Origin of the sequence: Maricaulis sp. W15, assembly GCF_001924955.1 — a bacterium.
GTDB lineage: Bacteria > Pseudomonadota > Alphaproteobacteria > Caulobacterales > Maricaulaceae > Maricaulis > Maricaulis maris.
In genome coordinates this window covers 24720-39599 of sequence record NZ_LQXG01000004.1, presented here as the reverse complement: position 1 = coordinate 39599, position 14880 = coordinate 24720, and the positions used below count along the sequence as shown (strand labels likewise).

Here is a 14880-nt window from a genome sequence, read left to right as displayed (position 1 = left end):
ATGCCCGCCATCCTGCCCCTGCCCCGCCATGTCGTCCGCGATGTGGTCGCCCGCGCCATTGCCGAGGACCAGGGCGGTCGCGGTGATGTCACCTCGCTGGCCTGCATTCCGGCCCGGGCCGAAGCGAAATTCTACGTCAATGCGCGCGAGGCCGGCGTGGTCTGTGGTTTCCAGCCGGCGCTGGAAGCGATCTGGCAATGTGATCCCGAAGCCCTGGTCAGCCCTCAGATGGAAGATGGCGACGTGGTGAAGCCGGGCGATGTGCTGATCTCGGTCACGGGACGCGCGCGCGGCCTCTTGGCCGCCGAACGCATCCTCTTGAATTTCATGGGCCGGATGAGCGGGATTGCGACCTTCACGCGGGCTTATGTCGATGCGGTCAAGGGCACCGGCGCCCGCATCGCCCACACCCGCAAGACCACACCGGGTTTCCGCGCCTTCGAGCTGCAGGCCGTCCAGGCCGGCGGCGGCGCGCTGCACCGTTTCGGGCTCGATGACGCCATCCTGATCAAGGACAATCATGTCGCTGTCTGCGGCGGGGTCGCCGAGGCTGTCAAAGCCGCGCGCTCAAACGCCGGTCACATGACCCGCATTGCCGTCGAAGTGGACCGGCTCGACCAGCTCGACGCTGCGATCTCCGCTGGCGCGGAGAGCGTACTGCTGGACAATTTTTCGCTGGATGACCTCAATGCCGCCGTCGCGGCGGCCAAGGGCAAGGTGACGCTGGAAGCCTCTGGGGGGGTCAATCTGACGACCGTGCGCGGCATTGCCGAAACCGGCGTCGATGTGATCTCGGTCGGGGCGCTGACCCATTCAGCGCCCAATTTTGATATTGGCTTGGACGAGGGCTGAGATGTTGCTGGGTCCGCGAGGTCAATCCAGTTTTCCCAGGAACGACAACCACACCAACACCCCCATCACGACTGTCTGATAGATGAGGCTGACATAGCCGTTCAGGGCAAAAAGCTCGACACCGTTGAAGCCGGAGATCAACCAGTCGACCTTGGTCAGGAAAACACCCGCAGCATAGGTTGCCAACACCCAGATCGAGCGCTGCAGCATCAGGTAAACGCTGACACAGGTCGCCGCCACGGCTGAAAAGAAGACCAGTTCCTGCAGCCAGCTGACTGACTGGATGAACGCCACCTCGGCCGGATTCATATAGGCGTGGCTGCCCGGCAGGAAACGGATGATCAGATCCTTGCCAGCGTTGAAGAGCGCATAGCCCGCTTCCAGGATGATCAGGCCGAAGGCAAACCAGAAAATTCGCGGTATTTGTGACGTCATGCGCGTCTACGCTCCGTCCTTGGTCACCACATCGTTCGGGGGAAGCAGGTCTGCCGGCAGACCTTTCGCGGCCAGCTCATCAGCGCCCAAACCGCAAATCTCATGCGGGAAAACAAGCCAGTCGTCGCTTTCATGGACGAAATAATCCGGCGTCAACTCGGTCGTGTTGCGCAGCGGCTTGTAATAGACGGTCGCGATCCGGGCTTCGGCCGGGAAGTTGCGGCGGCATTTGGCGCGAAGCGTCTCCAGCACTGCGGCAATCGACCGACCACTGTCATAGACATCATCGACGATCAGCAGCCGGTCCTCGGCCTCCAGCGTGTCGACGAGATACCCCTCGCCATAGACGCGGACATTGCGGTCCTGCTGGTCGATCCCGGTATAGGAGGCGGTGCGGATGGCGATATGATCCGTTTCCAGCCCGCAATGGGCCAGCCATTCCTGGACCGCAATGCCAACCGGCGCGCCGCCACGCCAGACACCGACGATATGAGTTGGCCGGTAGTCGCTGTCGAGAATCTGCCGCGCGAGGCGAAAACTGTCCTCCAGCAAGGCATTGGCGGTGATGTAGTGTTTGGTGCTGCTCATGCAGAAGACTTGCCCGCTTTGTCGCCGCAGCTCAACCATTTGCGCCGGCGACGGCGCAGCCTAATGTGCCGTGACCACAACCGGGGGAAAGATCATGCGCCGCGACCACAGCCTGCCGGAGGGCCGGATCCACACGCTTTTCATCGACAGCCAGGCCGTGGCCTGCAACCGGCTCGGCGACCCGACCCGGCGCCGCGTCGATGTCTATGTGCCGCATGGTCATGACGGGACGGACCTGCCGCTGCTGGTCGACCTGGCCGGTTTTACCGGCTCGGGTCTGGGCCATGTGAACTGGAAAAACTTCGGCGAGAATGTTCCCGAACGCGCTGACCGCCTGATCGCCAGCGGCGTCATGAAGCCGGCCGTGATCGCCTTTCCCGACTGCTTTACCCGGTTGGGCGGCAACCAGTATGTCAACTCGCCGGCCATGGGGATGTGGGAGGATTTCCTGATCGCCGAAATGCTGCCGGTGATCGAAGGCAAGTTCGGCTGCGGCGGCACCGGCAAGCGGGCCGTGTTCGGCAAATCGTCAGGCGGATATGGCGCCATGGTACATGCCCTCAAATATCCCGATGTCTGGGCCGGGGCGGTGTGCCATTCCGGCGATATGGGTTTCGAGCTGGCATTCGCGACCGACTTCGCCCTGGCCCTGCGGCGTATCGGCAAGCATGGCGGCACGATCACCAGCTTTATCGAGGCTTTCGAAGCCGCCCTGAAACCGGCCGGCGAAGACATGCATACGCTGATGACGCTGGCCATGGCGGCCACCTATGACCCTGACCCCGATCCGAGTGTGCTGATGGGCATCCGCCTGCCGGTGACGATGGACACTTGCGAGCTGATCCCGGAGCGCTGGGCTGAATGGATGAAATGGGACCCGCTGGAACTGGTCGACAGCCATGGCGAGGGACTGAAACAGCTCAAGGCGCTGATGATCGATTGCGGCGATGTCGACCAGTACAACCTGCTATACGGCGCCCGCCGCATGACCCGAAAGCTGACCGCCCTGGGCGTCAAGCACCGCTATGAGGAATTCCCCGACACCCATTCCTCGATCGATTACCGGATGGACGTCTCCCTGCCCTTCCTCGCCGAAGCACTGAGCGCGTGATGGCCACCTGGATCAGGCGATGAGGCGATCGCAGCGGGCCTGCTCGGGACCCTGCTCGTTTTCCACGACCAGGATCCGGTCAGGACGGGTCAGACGCATCTGGGTCTGGTGATAGACGTGAACGACCACGCCATCAGCGTCACGAACCTGGATCGGAACCTGTCGGACCGCCCCAAAGACCAGCACACGCCGCCCCAGATAATGGTCCACCGGATCCTGGCCGTTAAGCGCGGCCAGCGCTGAACGAAGTGCCGGCACCAGCTCGACATTCAGGGAGCGCGGGTCGCGGTAATTGTCATAGCTGTTGAGAAAGGCGCTGCCGTTGGCCGCGCCGGACCCGCAAACATCCAGGCGGACCCACATGTCCTCAAGTGGCCGGAACGGTTGCGCGCGCGAGGCCGCGACCACGTCATCCGCGCTCGCCGCCTCTTGGGCCTGGGCCGACGCCATGCTGACCAGACACCAGGCCAGCAAGCCCGGCAGTATTGCTCGATTGCCCCACATGACACCCACTCCCGCTGCTGGGCGCTTGATGCCGAAGCGGGCGGTGGCACGCAACACAAGCTTTCATGTCAGGACTGACCGGGCCGACGGCTGACCAGACACGCCTGGGAACCGTCAGCTGTTGGCGTTGGCCTTCGCCTTCGGCGCAATGATCTCCGGCTTGTCGCCGCCACCGACCGCGCGCGTGACGGCCGTCGCGACCAGCGCGATCAACAGGCGGGCGATGATGGTGAAGAACAAAAGCACGATCTTGTCGTCGGAGACCGCAAAGCGGACCCCGGCGCGCCAGCGTCCGCCGATCGGCAGATGGGCAATCTGGTCTTCGACCCAGTCGGCCGCGTCCAGCAGGCTGTGCAAGACGCCTTCCGCCGCGATCGAGATCACCGCCAGCATGATGATGGCCACGATGAAGGACAGGAAAAGCGTCGCCATCATCGACGAGACCTGGCTGATCAGCCCCGGTTCCTTAACCCTGTAGCGATCATGGCCACCGGTCAGGGCGGTAAAACTGCTGCCGACGAGGGCCAGCAGGATGCGGGCGATGATGGTGAAGATCAAAAGCACGATCTTGTCGTCGCTCGCGAAGAGGCGGACGAAATTATTGTAGCGGTCTTCCAGCGGGATGGAGGCGATCATGTCCTCGATCAGGTCGGCGCCGTCCTGCACCCAGCTCAGCCAGTCGGCGGCGTAATACCACAGGCCGACCAGCATGATCATGGCCAGGATCATCGACACGAAGAGCGTGGCGGAAATCTTCGACAGACGCGCTAACAACATGATCTTCCCCTTGCCGCCGGAACTGGCCAGCGTGCCCGATCCGGATACTAGCGCCCATCGGTGGCGCCGTCCCGCCCGGACACGCGCGGCGCGAAAGCGTGACGGGCACACACCGCACAAGGCGACCGGCGCCCGTCACGAGATCGTATCAGCCGGCGATGATTTGAACGGTCAGCTGCGAGCCGTCAGCCGACCAGCCATCCGTCACCCAGCTTTCACCCGGCGCCAGGGTTTCATTCCAGGGCCCGCAGTTTTCGTCGGGACCGGCTTCGGTGGTGACCTGGATGCAGAGCTGGCCCTCATAGGTCCAGGTCCCGGTGAGACCACGACTGTCACTATAGCTGCCATCGGCACTGAACCAGGCGTCGAAGCTTTGCTCGCCCATGCTGACACGCACGGCATTCCCGAACGCATTCGACATGCCTTCGGCCAAGGCCGGCGTGGCCAGACAAGCAGCGGCCAAGCCGGCCGCAATCAGATGTTTCATGGATTACTCCCCGATAAGCAGACCCCACGGGTCCGCAAGCGCCCCCTTGCGCGAGGAGAGGCTAGCAAACTCGCCTGATCGGGGAAACCAGAATCGGATCAGATATCGTCGACCGGTTCGGCTTCGCTCTCGGTCGACGGCACTTCGACGATCTGGACCCAGTATTCGCCGATCGAATTGACCACCCGCATCAGACGATCCAGCGAGATCGGCTTGACGATATAGGAAGACGCGCCCAGCCCGTAGGAGGAAAGAATGTCGTCCTCGTCCTTGGACGTGGTCAGCACAATGATCGGGATGTGCCGCAGCTGGGCATCAGCCTTGATCTCCTCAAGCGCCTCGCGGCCATCCTTGAGCGGCATGTTGAGATCAAGCAGGATGATGCCCGGAAAGGGCGTTCCGTCGAGATCGGCATATTGCCCGCGGCGTTTGAGATAATCGACCAGCTGTTCGCCATTCTCGAGGAAATCGAGCGGATTGCGCAGCCGCACTTCCTCACACGCTTCCTTGAACAGCAGCCGGTCGTCCGGATCATCGTCGACCATCAGAATGGTGAAAAGCCGGTTTTCGTCGCTCATGATGACAGCCTCAACCCGGTTAGAGCCTTGATTTGGGTTCGTCTTGTTACAAACTCGCCTTTTGGCGCGGCAAGATCAAGGTGAAGACGGCGCCAATTCCCATTTCTCCACGCGCCAGCAGTTGTCCGCCGTGTCGTTCCGCGATTTTGCGGGCGGTGGCGAGGCCGATTCCGGTGCCTGGATAGGCGTCCCGCGCATGCAGTCGCTCAAAAGGCAGGAAGATGCGTTCCGCCTTGTCGTCATCAAAGCCGATCCCGTTGTCGGCGAAGCGGATGACGACGCCCCCGTCGGCAGCGACCTCGCCGGCAACCGACACGACCAGCGGGCGTCCGTCAGACGCATACTGGATGGCATTTGCCAGCAAGATTTCGAACAGGATCTTGCATTGACGACGGTCGGCGTGAATATCGGGCAATTCACCAAGCTCGACCCGCCCCCCGCACGCCGCCAATGGTTCGCTCGCACCGGCAACAAGCGGCTCAAGGACCTCGCGCACAGCGACAGGCTCCATCGTCGTACTGGCGTCATTGACGCCCGCCCAGATCGTCAATTCATCGAGCAGGCCCCGCATGCGCCCGGCCGCATCGGACATCCGCTCCGCATAGCGCGCCACTTGCGGGTCGTCTGGCAGCGGACCGAGCCGTTCGGTCAGCCGGTCGCCAAATGCGATGATCTTGCGCAGCGGCTCACGCAGGTCATGGCGCGCGGCGCTGGCGAATATCCCGACGTCCTCGACACGGCGCCGCAGGGCCTCGGCCTCGCGCCGGGCCAGACCCGCCTGCCGCAGGCCGTACCCCGCCAGCCAAGCAAGTCCGGCAGCGGCGACCGCGCCCAGCGTGATCAGAACGGTCTCGGCGGCGCCTGGCCACGGCCGAGACAGGAAGGGCAGGGCCAAGACGAGGGCCAACACGCCAACCGCGGCGCCGATGAAGATCGGCGCAAATCGATGCAGCACTTGCCCAGCTTGCCTCATGCCTGTCCTTCGCCCTGCGCGTTAAGCGGGCTACATCACATTGCCCTGCCGGACCGGCAGGAGCAGTGTGAAGACTGCGCCGGCATCGGGTTCGCCCCAGGCTGTCAACTCGCCGGCATGCCGCTCGGCGATCTTGCGGCACGTGGCCAGGCCAACGCCGGTCCCGTCAAACTCGTCACGTCCGTGCAGGCGTTCAAATGCGCTCCGCATGACGCGGCTCGAAACCGACGCCATTGTCGGCCACGGCAATGCGCGCCATGGCACCGTTCTCGCCCACCTCGACACTGCCCTCGATGGAAATCGATGGCTGGACACCAGGACGGCGGAATTTCAAGGCGTTGGCCAACAGGTTGAGGAAGAGCTGGTGCATCTGCCCCGGATCGGCTTCGATCGCCGGCAATTCGCCGACCCGGATCTTGGCATCCTCGGCATTGATGCGCGGCTCCAGATCAGACAGGACATCCGCCACCACTGCCGACATGTCGACCGGCAGGAAGCTGGTGGTTTTGGAATTGACCCGCGAATAGCTCAGCAAGTCGTCAATCAGGCGCCGCATCCGGGTCGAGGCGTCGACCATGCGCTCGAGATAATGGCGACCGGTGTCATCGAGCGCGTCATAACATTTATTGTTCAGGCGCTCACCGAATGCCTGGATCTTGCGCAAGGGTTCCTGCAAGTCATGCGAGGCCGCGTAGGCGAATTCCTGCAATTCCGAGTTCGAGCGCTTGAGCTCCTGGGCATAGCGGCGCAGGGCCAATTCGTCGCGTTTGCGGTTGGTGACATCGCGGAAGGTGACCACCGCCCCCACCGATTTGTCGAGCGGGTCGATCGGCGACGATGCGGACTCGATCGGAATCGGTTGGCCGTTCTTGGTCCAGAACACGTCGCCATCCGGCGATTCCGCCGGTACGCCTGCACAATGGATCGGACATTCCTCGCGCGGATAGATCGAGCCGTCGCGCCGCGAATGGTGCACCACGGCGTGCATGTTTTTGCCGATCAGCTCATCCTCGTGATAGCCCAGCATCGCGCAAGCGCGCGGATTGATGAAGGTGACAACACCATCGCCATCAATGCCGTAAATCCCCTCGGCCGCTGTCATCAGGATCTGCGACAGACGCTGATTGGCCTCATGGGTCGCCTGGGCGCGGCGACGGGTGATCGAACGGTGGGCCGAGAAGAGGACCGCCAGCAGGATGAAAGACAGCGCCATCGCCACGGCAAAGACACGCAGCACGGCACGGGCATTGTTGGCGCCCGCCATCGCCTCGCCAAGCTCGACCTCGGTGATGATGCCGATATCGCGGGCCGGATCCCAGTCCCAAGCCCCCATCACCAGTACGCCGCGAACATCGCGATAGCCTTGCAAGTTATGCCCCTGCCCGTCGGCAATCACACCGCGCGCGGCTTCGGTGAGCGGCCACTCGGCATAGGGCCGCGAAGGGATGCCGCCCATGGTCACATCGACACCCGGGTCGCGCACTTCGACATGCAGGATCGAGGGATGCCCCTCGACCAACAGATCCGCCGCCACCAATTCTTCGCCATAACGGGTCTCGGTCAGCAGGCGACCGTCACGATCAATCGCGAAAGTCTCGCCGGACACCCCGGTCCGACCGACCCGGAATGTCGCCGTATATTCAGACAGCGGGTCGATCCGCAGCGCGAGATAGCCCAGTAATTCACCACCGTCGCGAATGGCCGCGACCGCGTACATCAGGATTTCCTCGTCGACCGAATCAACGCCGTTGGCATCAGTGATGTCCACGAGATCGACGATATGCGGCCGGGTCAGCACGACACCCGTGGTGGCGAGCCGATCAGCATTCACCAGGTCGAGCACGAGCGAGGGCTGTCCCAGATCATTGTCGCGCATCGCCCCCAGCGTGGTGCCGTTCGGCGCCAGCAACAAGAATCCGCGATAGCCGTATTCAGTCAGCCACGGCCCCAGCGTCTCGCGCAGCCATTGCTGTTCCGGCGAGGATGCCAGCGCCGCCGGAACCGGCATGTCGACCAGCCCCTCAACCGCGGCCTGCAAACGGCTGTTTTCGGCCCAGACGCGGGCATCATTCTCACGCGATTGCGCCCATAATTCAAAACGCTGACGGGTGTTGCTGCGAACGGTTTCGAGCGTGCGAAGATTGGTTTCACGCGCCGAGGACATCAGCCTCCCCTCGCCGGCCATGACCGCGAGCGCGACGATGAAAATACAGGTGACCGCAACCAGTCCGGGCAGGACCTGACCGATCCAGCCATCGGTGTCGGTCAGCCGCTGGAGCGCTGATTTCGGTTCGTCGGCGTCCGAGGACGTCCGCAAATAGGTATCGCCGCTCGGCGTCGTGGACATTCGAATCGATCCCGATCCATCACCGCATCTGAGGCCATCCTAGTGATTTTGCCGCACTTGTCCCCACTTGAAGCCACATTCAGGGCAAAAATGGGTCATCGCCTGTCAGCTCGGGTTCAGACCGGCCCGCCTAATGTCGTCAGCGTGCGCCCCGCGGTGTACCGGATGGGTTGGCCCGATATCCCTCGCTTCGTGTCAGCTTCGTCCGGTACACCGCAACTTCCCAAGAGCGATTTCTTGCCGCCCGCAAGCCTACCAAAGGTCGGACACCGGCGACCGGCCGAGGAACTCCGTAATCCGCGCCCGCGTCGCATCCGTGGTACCATCGGGCAGTTGTTCCGGATCGAACCAGTCCGCCGCCTCGATCTCGCCAGCCGCACCGCGTTCACAAGGTTGCCAGTCGCGAACCACGCACACCACGACATGATCACCGCGAAAGCGCCGGTGGTTGGCATGCACGCCCTGGATTGATGTGTCGCCGCTCACCTCGACACCGGCCTCGTCGCGCAGTTCATGGCTGAGGGCATCGCGCACGCTTTCGCCTTTTTCGACGCCTCCGCCCGGCAAGTGCCAACCGCCAACATAGGTGTGGCGCACCAGAACAACGTGTCCGTCGGCACGTACGACGATGCCGCGAACACCCAGCGTCGTGCCCCGTGACAGACGCCAGAATGCCTGCAGGAGCGGCCGGACAAGCGGTTCGGCCCGTTGCCGCCAGTTCATGCCGCATCCCCGGCTAGCCAGTGCCGCGCGGGCAGGTTATGTACGGGCGAATTGTACGCCGTTTTGGGGATATCTCTCATGTACGCTCTGGTTGCCATCGGCTCGGTTGCCGTCATTTTCGGACTTCTCAATCTCATCGAATACCGCCGTCTCGACTAGTCCGCGCACCATCCGGACGGCCCTGAAATGGCAGCTCCCGCTTATATCGCCCTGATTCTTGTCGGCATCATCATCCTGCTGTTCGGCGGGGATTTGCTGGTGCGCGGCGGCGCCGCCCTGGCCAAGGTCTGGCGCCTTCCCCCGTTGCTGGTCGGCCTGACGATCATTGCGTTTGGAACGTCGGCGCCGGAACTCGTGGTCTCGATCCAGTCGGCCCTGACCGGCGCGCCGGGCCTCGCCCTGGGCAATATCGTCGGTTCGAACACCGCCAATTTCCTCCTGATTCTCGGCCTTCCGGCCGTTTTCGGTGCCATCGCGACGACCACGCCAGGCGTGCGTCGCAATGCCATCTTCGCCTTGGGCGCGGCGGTCATCCTCATCGCCGTGAGCTGGGACCGGCTGATCTCGCCGGTCGAGAGCTATGTCCTGTTCGCGCTGATCATCGCCTATGTGCTGCTGCTGGCTTTCCTGGCGCGCGGCAAGACCGACGACCCGTCGATTGCCGAGCTGACCGATCTCGAACACATGGACGGCCTGCCGAAATCCATGCCGACCATTCTCGGCGCGCTGCTGATCGGTCTCGTCGGCCTTCCGATCGGCGCCCACATGATCGTCACCGGCGGCACCGCTGCTGCCGCAGACCTGGGTGTAGACGATGCCCTGATCGGTCTGACCGCCGTCGCTTTCGGCACCTCGCTGCCGGAGCTGGCAACCGTCGTCATGGCGTCGGTCCGGCGACAGGCGGAACTCGCCATCGGCAATGTGCTTGGCTCCAACATCTTCAACGTCTTTGCCGTCGGCGGTGCCACCGGCATGGCAGCCTCGGCGATCGGTGTCGACCTGCCGGTTCCGGAGTCCTTCTTCGGTCTCGACCTGTGGGTCATGCTCGGCGCCAGCATCATCATCGCCGGCGTCATCATGGCCAAACAGCCGATCAGCCGCCTTCTCGGCGGCCTGCTCTTCGCCAGCTATATCGGCTATATCGTCATTCTGGCCCGCAGCGCGGTCGGCGGCTAGCCAAACACCCGGCGCAAGATGTCGGTGGTCCGGTTAACCGGGTCGCGGCGGATCGCCCGCTCCTCCTCACCGACATAGTGGAAGACGCCGGCCATGGCCCGGCGCGAGGCGTCGTCAGTCAGTTGGTCCTGCAGGGACCCGCCGCTGGAACGACCGCGCAGGAACCGGCCCAGCATGCCGCCCTGATTGTTCAGCCGCTGTTCGATCGGCTGCAGTGTGCGGTAGGCACCGGACGCTTCCAGCGTGCTCGCCATGCGTGGCCGGATCAGCGCGAAAAGCGGGTCGGATGTCCGCCGTTCGAGATAATCCGTGGCCGAGCGGTCGCCACCACGGACAATGCCGACTGCATCTTCCAGCGTGATCGAGCGAACCGCGTTGACGAAAATGGTCTGCACCGCCGGCATCGCCGCTTCGGCGGCCCGATTGAGCTGGCGTTCGAGATCGTCGAGCTGTTGCGACATCCCCACCCGACGGAGCATCGACTGGACGTCGCGGACCCGCGAAGGCAGCGGAATGCGAACCTGCGGATCACCATAAAAGCCGTTGGTTTGACCAAGCCGGGTGGTCGCCAGTCGGGCTGCCTGGCTGAGCGCCGAGCGGATACCGTCGCGGGCCTGGTTTTCGGACAGACCAAACTGGACAGCCGAGACCGGCGCGGTGATGGCCAGGGCGCTGGCGCCAAGGCCGAGCATGACAGAACGACGGTGCATGGAAGTCTCCGGACAATGATTTCCTGAGTTTCGCACAAGCCGCCGCGCACGGACACACCTGATCACCCCGGTCAACATCAAAAGGGGGAATTGGCGACGGCAATGTCCCGGCGACATTCCGTTCCGGCATGCCTATAGTTTCGCCGGACGACAATTGGGGGGAGCACCATGTCAGCACCAAGGACCGATCGCCTGGTCTCGATCGACGCGCTGCGCGGCATCGCCGTGCTGGGCATTTTGATGATGAATGTCCAAGGCTTCGCGATGACGCCGATGGCCTATGACAATCCAACCATGCAGATCGAGGCGGGTGCGGCGGGCCTGTCAGTCTGGGCTTTCGCCCACACCTTTTTCGCCTACAAGTTCATCACGATTTTCTCGACCCTGTTCGGGGCCGGCATCGTCCTCATGGCGGGAGACGGGCCGGACAAGGGACCGCACACCCGGCGCATGCTGTGGCTGCTCGCGATCGGCGCCATCCACGCCTACCTCTTCTGGTGGGGTGACATCCTGGTTCACTACGCCCTGCTCGGACTGATCGTGGTCGGGGCGCGGCGATGGTCGGTGCCACGCCTGGTGTTGACCGCCCTTCCCCTGCTCGCGCTCGGCGCACTGTTGTGGGTCGGCGGCAAATATATGGGCGCCGCCTTCGCGAGCCCGGAGAGCGCGGCCCAGGAAGCCGAGATGATGGCCGGATTGATGACCGGCATGACCGAGGCCTACCAGGCCGGCTTCCTCAACCACATTCCCTGGAATGCCGGCTTCGCCGTCTTCGGCCAGATTTTCAGCTTCCTCATGCTCGGACCGCGGACGGCCGGCCTGATGCTGCTTGGCATGGCGCTCTACAAGAGTGGCTTCCTGTCCGCCAGTTGGGGCCATGTGCGCTACGCCATTCTCGCCGTCATCGGCATCGGGTTCGGCTATTATCTCTGCCAAGCCTCAACCAATACGCTGATTGCCGGCGAGTTCGAACCGGGCGCGCTGGCTGACGGCAATGCCTACATGTATGGCGGCAGCATCCTCATGTCCTTCGGCTACGCCTCGGCCGTGATGTTGCTCTCGAAGATCGGCCTCTTCAGCCTGATCATCAAACTCTTCGCCGCAACCGGGCGGATGGCCTTCACGAATTATCTCAGCCAGACCCTGATCATGACCGTCATCTTTGTCGGCGCGCCGGGCCTCGGCCTGTTCGGCACTGTGGAACGGGTCGACCAGGCCAAGCTGGTGGTGATGGTCTGGGCCATCCAGCTGATCTGGTCACCGATCTGGCTCCACTTCTTCCGCTTCGGTCCGCTGGAATGGGTCTGGCGTTCGCTGACCTATGGCAAGGCGCAGCCGCTGCTCAAGGGCAAGCCAGCCGAGGCGGCGTAGCAGGGCGAAACAACGGATCGGCGATTGCGCTTTGCAGACCGCAATCGTCGATCCGGCCTGCTGACGCTTGCGATCGACCCGCCCTGTACCGCCTCTATCGTGCTCGAGCCGGGCCATTGAGTGTCGGCGCCCACACGTCCAGCAAGTGATCCACAAAGGCCCGCCGGAGCGGTGAGTCGGTGCGTGATGCCGGCCAGACCGCCTGCAATTCGATCGGCGGCGCCTGCCAGCCCGGTGCGAGCTCGACCAAGGCACCGGTCGCGAGATGGGCACCGACCAGATGCGCCGGCGGCGTTGCCACGCCCATACCGGCCAGGGCGAGTTCGATCATCGCCTCGATACTGCCGACCTCGGCATGGGTCGGCGTCGCCAGTTCGACCATGTCGCCATCGGGTGCCACCAGCTGCCGTCGCGACGACATGCTGGACAGGCGTATCCAGCGCAACCCGGCCAGGTCATTGGCATCGCGGATCGGCCCATCCGACTGAAGCAATGTCGGTGCACAGACCAGGGCACGGCGGATGGCGCCAATCCGGCGACGCTTCATGGCGCTGTCTGCAAACCGGCCGGCGCGAATGCCCAGATCGAAACGGCCGGAGATCAGGTCGGCGGCGGAGTCGGAAACATCAAGACGCAGTGTGATGTCCGCATGGCGGCGGGTGAACAGGGCGACGGCCTCGCCAAAACCGGCACCAATGACGGCGGATGTACAGGTCACGGACAACAAGCCGCGCAGCAGTCCGGTCTGTTCATCCACCAGTCGCAATGCGCCATCGACCGAGGCGAGCATGGCTTCAGCCTGGATACCCAGCGTCTCGCCCAGGGATGTGGGAGAGAGCCGCCGTGTCGAGCGGTTCAGGAGTGGGGCGCCAATGAATTCCTCAAGCGCTGTCACGTGATAGCTGACCGTTGACGGCGCCATGCCAAGGCGCTCAGCCGCGCCGCGAAACGACCCGGCGCGCAGGACCATGCCGAAAGTGGCCAAGGATTTGAGATGCTCAAGCATTCATCAGAATTTTCGAATAATGAAATTTAATTGTGCAATCTAATAAAAACCGGCTGGCAAAGCTACCTCTCCGTCAAAGGAGACTGCGATGGGAAATCTGTTGGCCATGGGGGCATTTGCCCTGACCATGTCGATCTCGCCGGGGCCGGTGAACATGATGACGCTGTCAGCCGGCCTGCACCACGGGCCGGTCCGGGCTTTGCCCTTTGTGGTCGGTTCGACGGCCGGATTCACAGCCCTGCTGGTGACCGTGGGACTCGCCGCCAACCTGGTGGCCGCGCTGGGCGGCTGGTGGATGCAGGCGCTGTCAGTGATCGGCGCTGCCGTGATTATCTGGTTTGGTATCAGGATCGCCCTCGCCCCGACCGGTCTTGCCGAGACCGACAAGCCGGACCTGCCCCGGGCCTGGCAGGGCGCCCTGATGCAGTGGGTCAATCCCAAGGCCTGGGCGGCTTGTCTGGCCGCGGTCTCGCTGTTTGAGCTGGCCGGTCCAAGCCGCGAGTTGGCGGTCTTCGCCAGCTTGTACTTCGCGCTTTGCCTGATCGGGGTCGGCAGCTGGGCCGTGCTCGGCGGCAGCATCCGCCGCTTCCTGGCCGAGCCGGTCCGCATGCGGCTGTTCAACATCGCGGTCGGCGGCACGCTGATACTGCTGGCGTTGGGCCTGGCGGTGGATAGCCTGGTCTAGCGTCGAGGGCGCTCGCACACGCTTTCCCAGTACATTCTGAACGTGAGTGCGCGACGCGCAGACGGGTCCATACATCACTTGGCAGCCAGCAGGCCGCATCCGGCAAGGAGTGTATGGGTGGGTGTGCGCAAATGCGCGGCAGGGTCTTGGAATAGTGCGAGTTGCACCTTCCACCTCGGCGTCGGCATGGAAACAATTGGTGGCTTCCGCCATGTATGCCAGCACAAATTGGCAACCTTTGTCAGATTATGCCATATTTCCGGAAGACTGGAGCTGCCGATGGCCACGATGAACATCTCCCTGCCCGACGCCATGAAGCTCTGGGTCGAAGCCCAGAGCGCTGACGGTCGCTACAGCAATGCCAGCGATTATGTGCGCGACCTGATCCGGCGCGACCAGGACCGGCGCATCCGCATCGCCCATATACAGGTCCGGGTCGACGAGGCGAGCGAGAGCGGCGTCACCGAGCGCAGCATGGCGGACATCCGGGCCGCGGCCCGATCGCAGCTGCGTGTCGCGGAAGACTGAGGCTGTCGATGGCCGCGAGGCGTGGGTGA

At 63.5% G+C, this 14880-nt stretch carries 18 protein-coding genes; 6 read left to right on the top strand and 12 right to left on the bottom strand.

All coding sequences use genetic code 11. From position 1 onward, the window contains the following. Positions 1-852, top strand: a complete 852-nt coding sequence (gene nadC, locus AWH62_RS04255) for a carboxylating nicotinate-nucleotide diphosphorylase (RefSeq protein ID WP_075189252.1) — start codon at positions 1-3, stop codon at positions 850-852. A 21-nt stretch (positions 853-873) separates the two neighbouring features. On the opposite strand, the gene AWH62_RS04250 is transcribed toward nadC, so the two are convergent. Continuing rightward, a complete protein-coding gene (locus AWH62_RS04250) occupies positions 874-1287 on the bottom strand; it encodes a hypothetical protein (RefSeq protein WP_075189251.1) in 414 nt (137 codons plus the stop codon). A gap of 6 nt (positions 1288-1293) precedes the next feature. Next, a complete protein-coding gene (locus AWH62_RS04245; RefSeq protein WP_075189250.1) occupies positions 1294-1875 on the bottom strand; it encodes a phosphoribosyltransferase in 582 nt (193 codons plus the stop codon). A gap of 94 nt (positions 1876-1969) precedes the next feature. On the opposite strand from AWH62_RS04245, the gene AWH62_RS04240 reads away from it, so the two are divergent. Next, positions 1970-2986: an alpha/beta hydrolase family protein gene (locus tag AWH62_RS04240; protein WP_075189249.1), complete on the top strand. Its 1017-nt coding sequence runs from the start codon at positions 1970-1972 to the stop codon at positions 2984-2986. A 12-nt stretch (positions 2987-2998) separates the two neighbouring features. Here the strand turns inward: AWH62_RS04240 and AWH62_RS04235 are convergent, their stop codons facing one another. From AWH62_RS04235 to AWH62_RS04200, 8 genes are all read right to left on the bottom strand, one after another. After that, a complete protein-coding gene (locus AWH62_RS04235) occupies positions 2999-3490 on the bottom strand; it encodes a hypothetical protein (protein ID WP_075189248.1) in 492 nt (163 codons plus the stop codon). Between the two features lie 114 nt (positions 3491-3604). Then, positions 3605-4267, bottom strand: coding sequence for a hypothetical protein (locus AWH62_RS04230; protein ID WP_075189247.1), 663 nt, complete (start codon positions 4265-4267; stop codon positions 3605-3607). Positions 4268-4415: 148 nt separating this feature from the next. Further along, positions 4416-4754, bottom strand: coding sequence for a hypothetical protein (locus AWH62_RS04225; RefSeq protein ID WP_075189246.1), 339 nt, complete (start codon positions 4752-4754; stop codon positions 4416-4418). A 98-nt stretch (positions 4755-4852) separates the two neighbouring features. After that, positions 4853-5332, bottom strand: coding sequence for a response regulator (locus AWH62_RS04220; protein WP_075189245.1), 480 nt, complete (start codon positions 5330-5332; stop codon positions 4853-4855). Between the two features lie 46 nt (positions 5333-5378). Beyond that, positions 5379-6287, bottom strand: a complete 909-nt coding sequence (locus AWH62_RS04215; RefSeq protein WP_075189244.1) for an ATP-binding protein — start codon at positions 6285-6287, stop codon at positions 5379-5381. A 48-nt stretch (positions 6288-6335) separates the two neighbouring features. Further along, entirely contained in the window at positions 6336-6515 is a 180-nt protein-coding gene (locus AWH62_RS04210) for an ATP-binding protein (protein WP_075189243.1), read from the bottom strand. After that, complete coding sequence (locus tag AWH62_RS04205; RefSeq protein ID WP_075189242.1) at positions 6499-8652, bottom strand: PAS domain S-box protein; 2154 nt, start codon at positions 8650-8652, stop codon at positions 6499-6501. The genes AWH62_RS04210 and AWH62_RS04205 overlap by 17 nt, the downstream gene beginning before the upstream one ends. 252 nt (positions 8653-8904) lie before the next feature. Next, positions 8905-9375 carry an NUDIX domain-containing protein gene (locus tag AWH62_RS04200; protein WP_075189241.1) on the bottom strand — a complete coding sequence of 157 codons (471 nt, stop codon included), beginning with the start codon at positions 9373-9375 and terminating at the stop codon, positions 8905-8907. 186 nt (positions 9376-9561) lie between these two features. Between AWH62_RS04200 and AWH62_RS04195 the strand changes: the two genes are divergently transcribed. Then, positions 9562-10551, top strand: coding sequence for a calcium/sodium antiporter (locus tag AWH62_RS04195; RefSeq protein WP_075189240.1), 990 nt, complete (start codon positions 9562-9564; stop codon positions 10549-10551). Here the strand turns inward: AWH62_RS04195 and AWH62_RS04190 are convergent. Then, complete coding sequence (locus AWH62_RS04190) at positions 10548-11261, bottom strand: DUF4197 domain-containing protein (protein WP_158025556.1); 714 nt, start codon at positions 11259-11261, stop codon at positions 10548-10550. The genes AWH62_RS04195 and AWH62_RS04190 overlap by 4 nt on opposite strands. 168 nt (positions 11262-11429) lie before the next feature. Here AWH62_RS04190 and AWH62_RS04185 point away from each other — a divergent pair, with 168 nt between their 5' ends. Then, entirely contained in the window at positions 11430-12632 is a 1203-nt protein-coding gene (locus AWH62_RS04185) for a DUF418 domain-containing protein (RefSeq protein WP_075189238.1), read from the top strand. Between the two features lie 94 nt (positions 12633-12726). On the opposite strand, the gene AWH62_RS04180 is transcribed toward AWH62_RS04185, so the two are convergent. Then, positions 12727-13638 carry a LysR family transcriptional regulator gene (locus AWH62_RS04180; protein ID WP_075189237.1) on the bottom strand — a complete coding sequence of 304 codons (912 nt, stop codon included), beginning with the start codon at positions 13636-13638 and terminating at the stop codon, positions 12727-12729. 88 nt (positions 13639-13726) lie between these two features. Here AWH62_RS04180 and AWH62_RS04175 point away from each other — a divergent pair, with 88 nt between their 5' ends. Next, positions 13727-14323 (top strand): LysE family translocator, encoded by a 597-nt coding sequence (locus tag AWH62_RS04175; protein ID WP_075189236.1) that lies wholly within the window; start codon positions 13727-13729, stop codon positions 14321-14323. A 279-nt stretch (positions 14324-14602) separates the two neighbouring features. Further along, positions 14603-14851, top strand: coding sequence for a type II toxin-antitoxin system ParD family antitoxin (locus tag AWH62_RS04170; RefSeq protein ID WP_075189235.1), 249 nt, complete (start codon positions 14603-14605; stop codon positions 14849-14851). Positions 14852-14880: the final 29 nt, after the last annotated feature.

What these genes read in the sequence shown, in the direction of transcription:
- AWH62_RS04205 (WP_075189242.1), bottom strand. Translation starts at nt 8,652, where the DNA reads ATGTCCACGACGCCGAGCGGCGATACCTATTTGCGGACGTCCTCGGAC.
- AWH62_RS04190 (WP_158025556.1), bottom strand. Translation starts at nt 11,261, where the DNA reads ATGCACCGTCGTTCTGTCATGCTCGGCCTTGGCGCCAGCGCCCTGGCC.
- AWH62_RS04245 (WP_075189250.1), bottom strand. Translation starts at nt 1,875, where the DNA reads ATGAGCAGCACCAAACACTACATCACCGCCAATGCCTTGCTGGAGGAC.
- AWH62_RS04240 (WP_075189249.1), top strand. Translation starts at nt 1,970, where the DNA reads ATGCGCCGCGACCACAGCCTGCCGGAGGGCCGGATCCACACGCTTTTC.
- nadC (WP_075189252.1), top strand. Translation starts at nt 1, where the DNA reads ATGCCCGCCATCCTGCCCCTGCCCCGCCATGTCGTCCGCGATGTGGTC.
- AWH62_RS04210 (WP_075189243.1), bottom strand. Translation starts at nt 6,515, where the DNA reads ATGCGGAGCGCATTTGAACGCCTGCACGGACGTGACGAGTTTGACGGG.
- AWH62_RS04175 (WP_075189236.1), top strand. Translation starts at nt 13,727, where the DNA reads ATGGGAAATCTGTTGGCCATGGGGGCATTTGCCCTGACCATGTCGATC.
- AWH62_RS04200 (WP_075189241.1), bottom strand. Translation starts at nt 9,375, where the DNA reads ATGAACTGGCGGCAACGGGCCGAACCGCTTGTCCGGCCGCTCCTGCAG.
- AWH62_RS04230 (WP_075189247.1), bottom strand. Translation starts at nt 4,267, where the DNA reads ATGTTGTTAGCGCGTCTGTCGAAGATTTCCGCCACGCTCTTCGTGTCG.
- AWH62_RS04170 (WP_075189235.1), top strand. Translation starts at nt 14,603, where the DNA reads ATGGCCACGATGAACATCTCCCTGCCCGACGCCATGAAGCTCTGGGTC.
- AWH62_RS04225 (WP_075189246.1), bottom strand. Translation starts at nt 4,754, where the DNA reads ATGAAACATCTGATTGCGGCCGGCTTGGCCGCTGCTTGTCTGGCCACG.
- AWH62_RS04195 (WP_075189240.1), top strand. Translation starts at nt 9,562, where the DNA reads ATGGCAGCTCCCGCTTATATCGCCCTGATTCTTGTCGGCATCATCATC.
- AWH62_RS04180 (WP_075189237.1), bottom strand. Translation starts at nt 13,638, where the DNA reads ATGCTTGAGCATCTCAAATCCTTGGCCACTTTCGGCATGGTCCTGCGC.
- AWH62_RS04220 (WP_075189245.1), bottom strand. Translation starts at nt 5,332, where the DNA reads ATGAGCGACGAAAACCGGCTTTTCACCATTCTGATGGTCGACGATGAT.
- AWH62_RS04185 (WP_075189238.1), top strand. Translation starts at nt 11,430, where the DNA reads ATGTCAGCACCAAGGACCGATCGCCTGGTCTCGATCGACGCGCTGCGC.
- AWH62_RS04250 (WP_075189251.1), bottom strand. Translation starts at nt 1,287, where the DNA reads ATGACGTCACAAATACCGCGAATTTTCTGGTTTGCCTTCGGCCTGATC.
- AWH62_RS04235 (WP_075189248.1), bottom strand. Translation starts at nt 3,490, where the DNA reads ATGTGGGGCAATCGAGCAATACTGCCGGGCTTGCTGGCCTGGTGTCTG.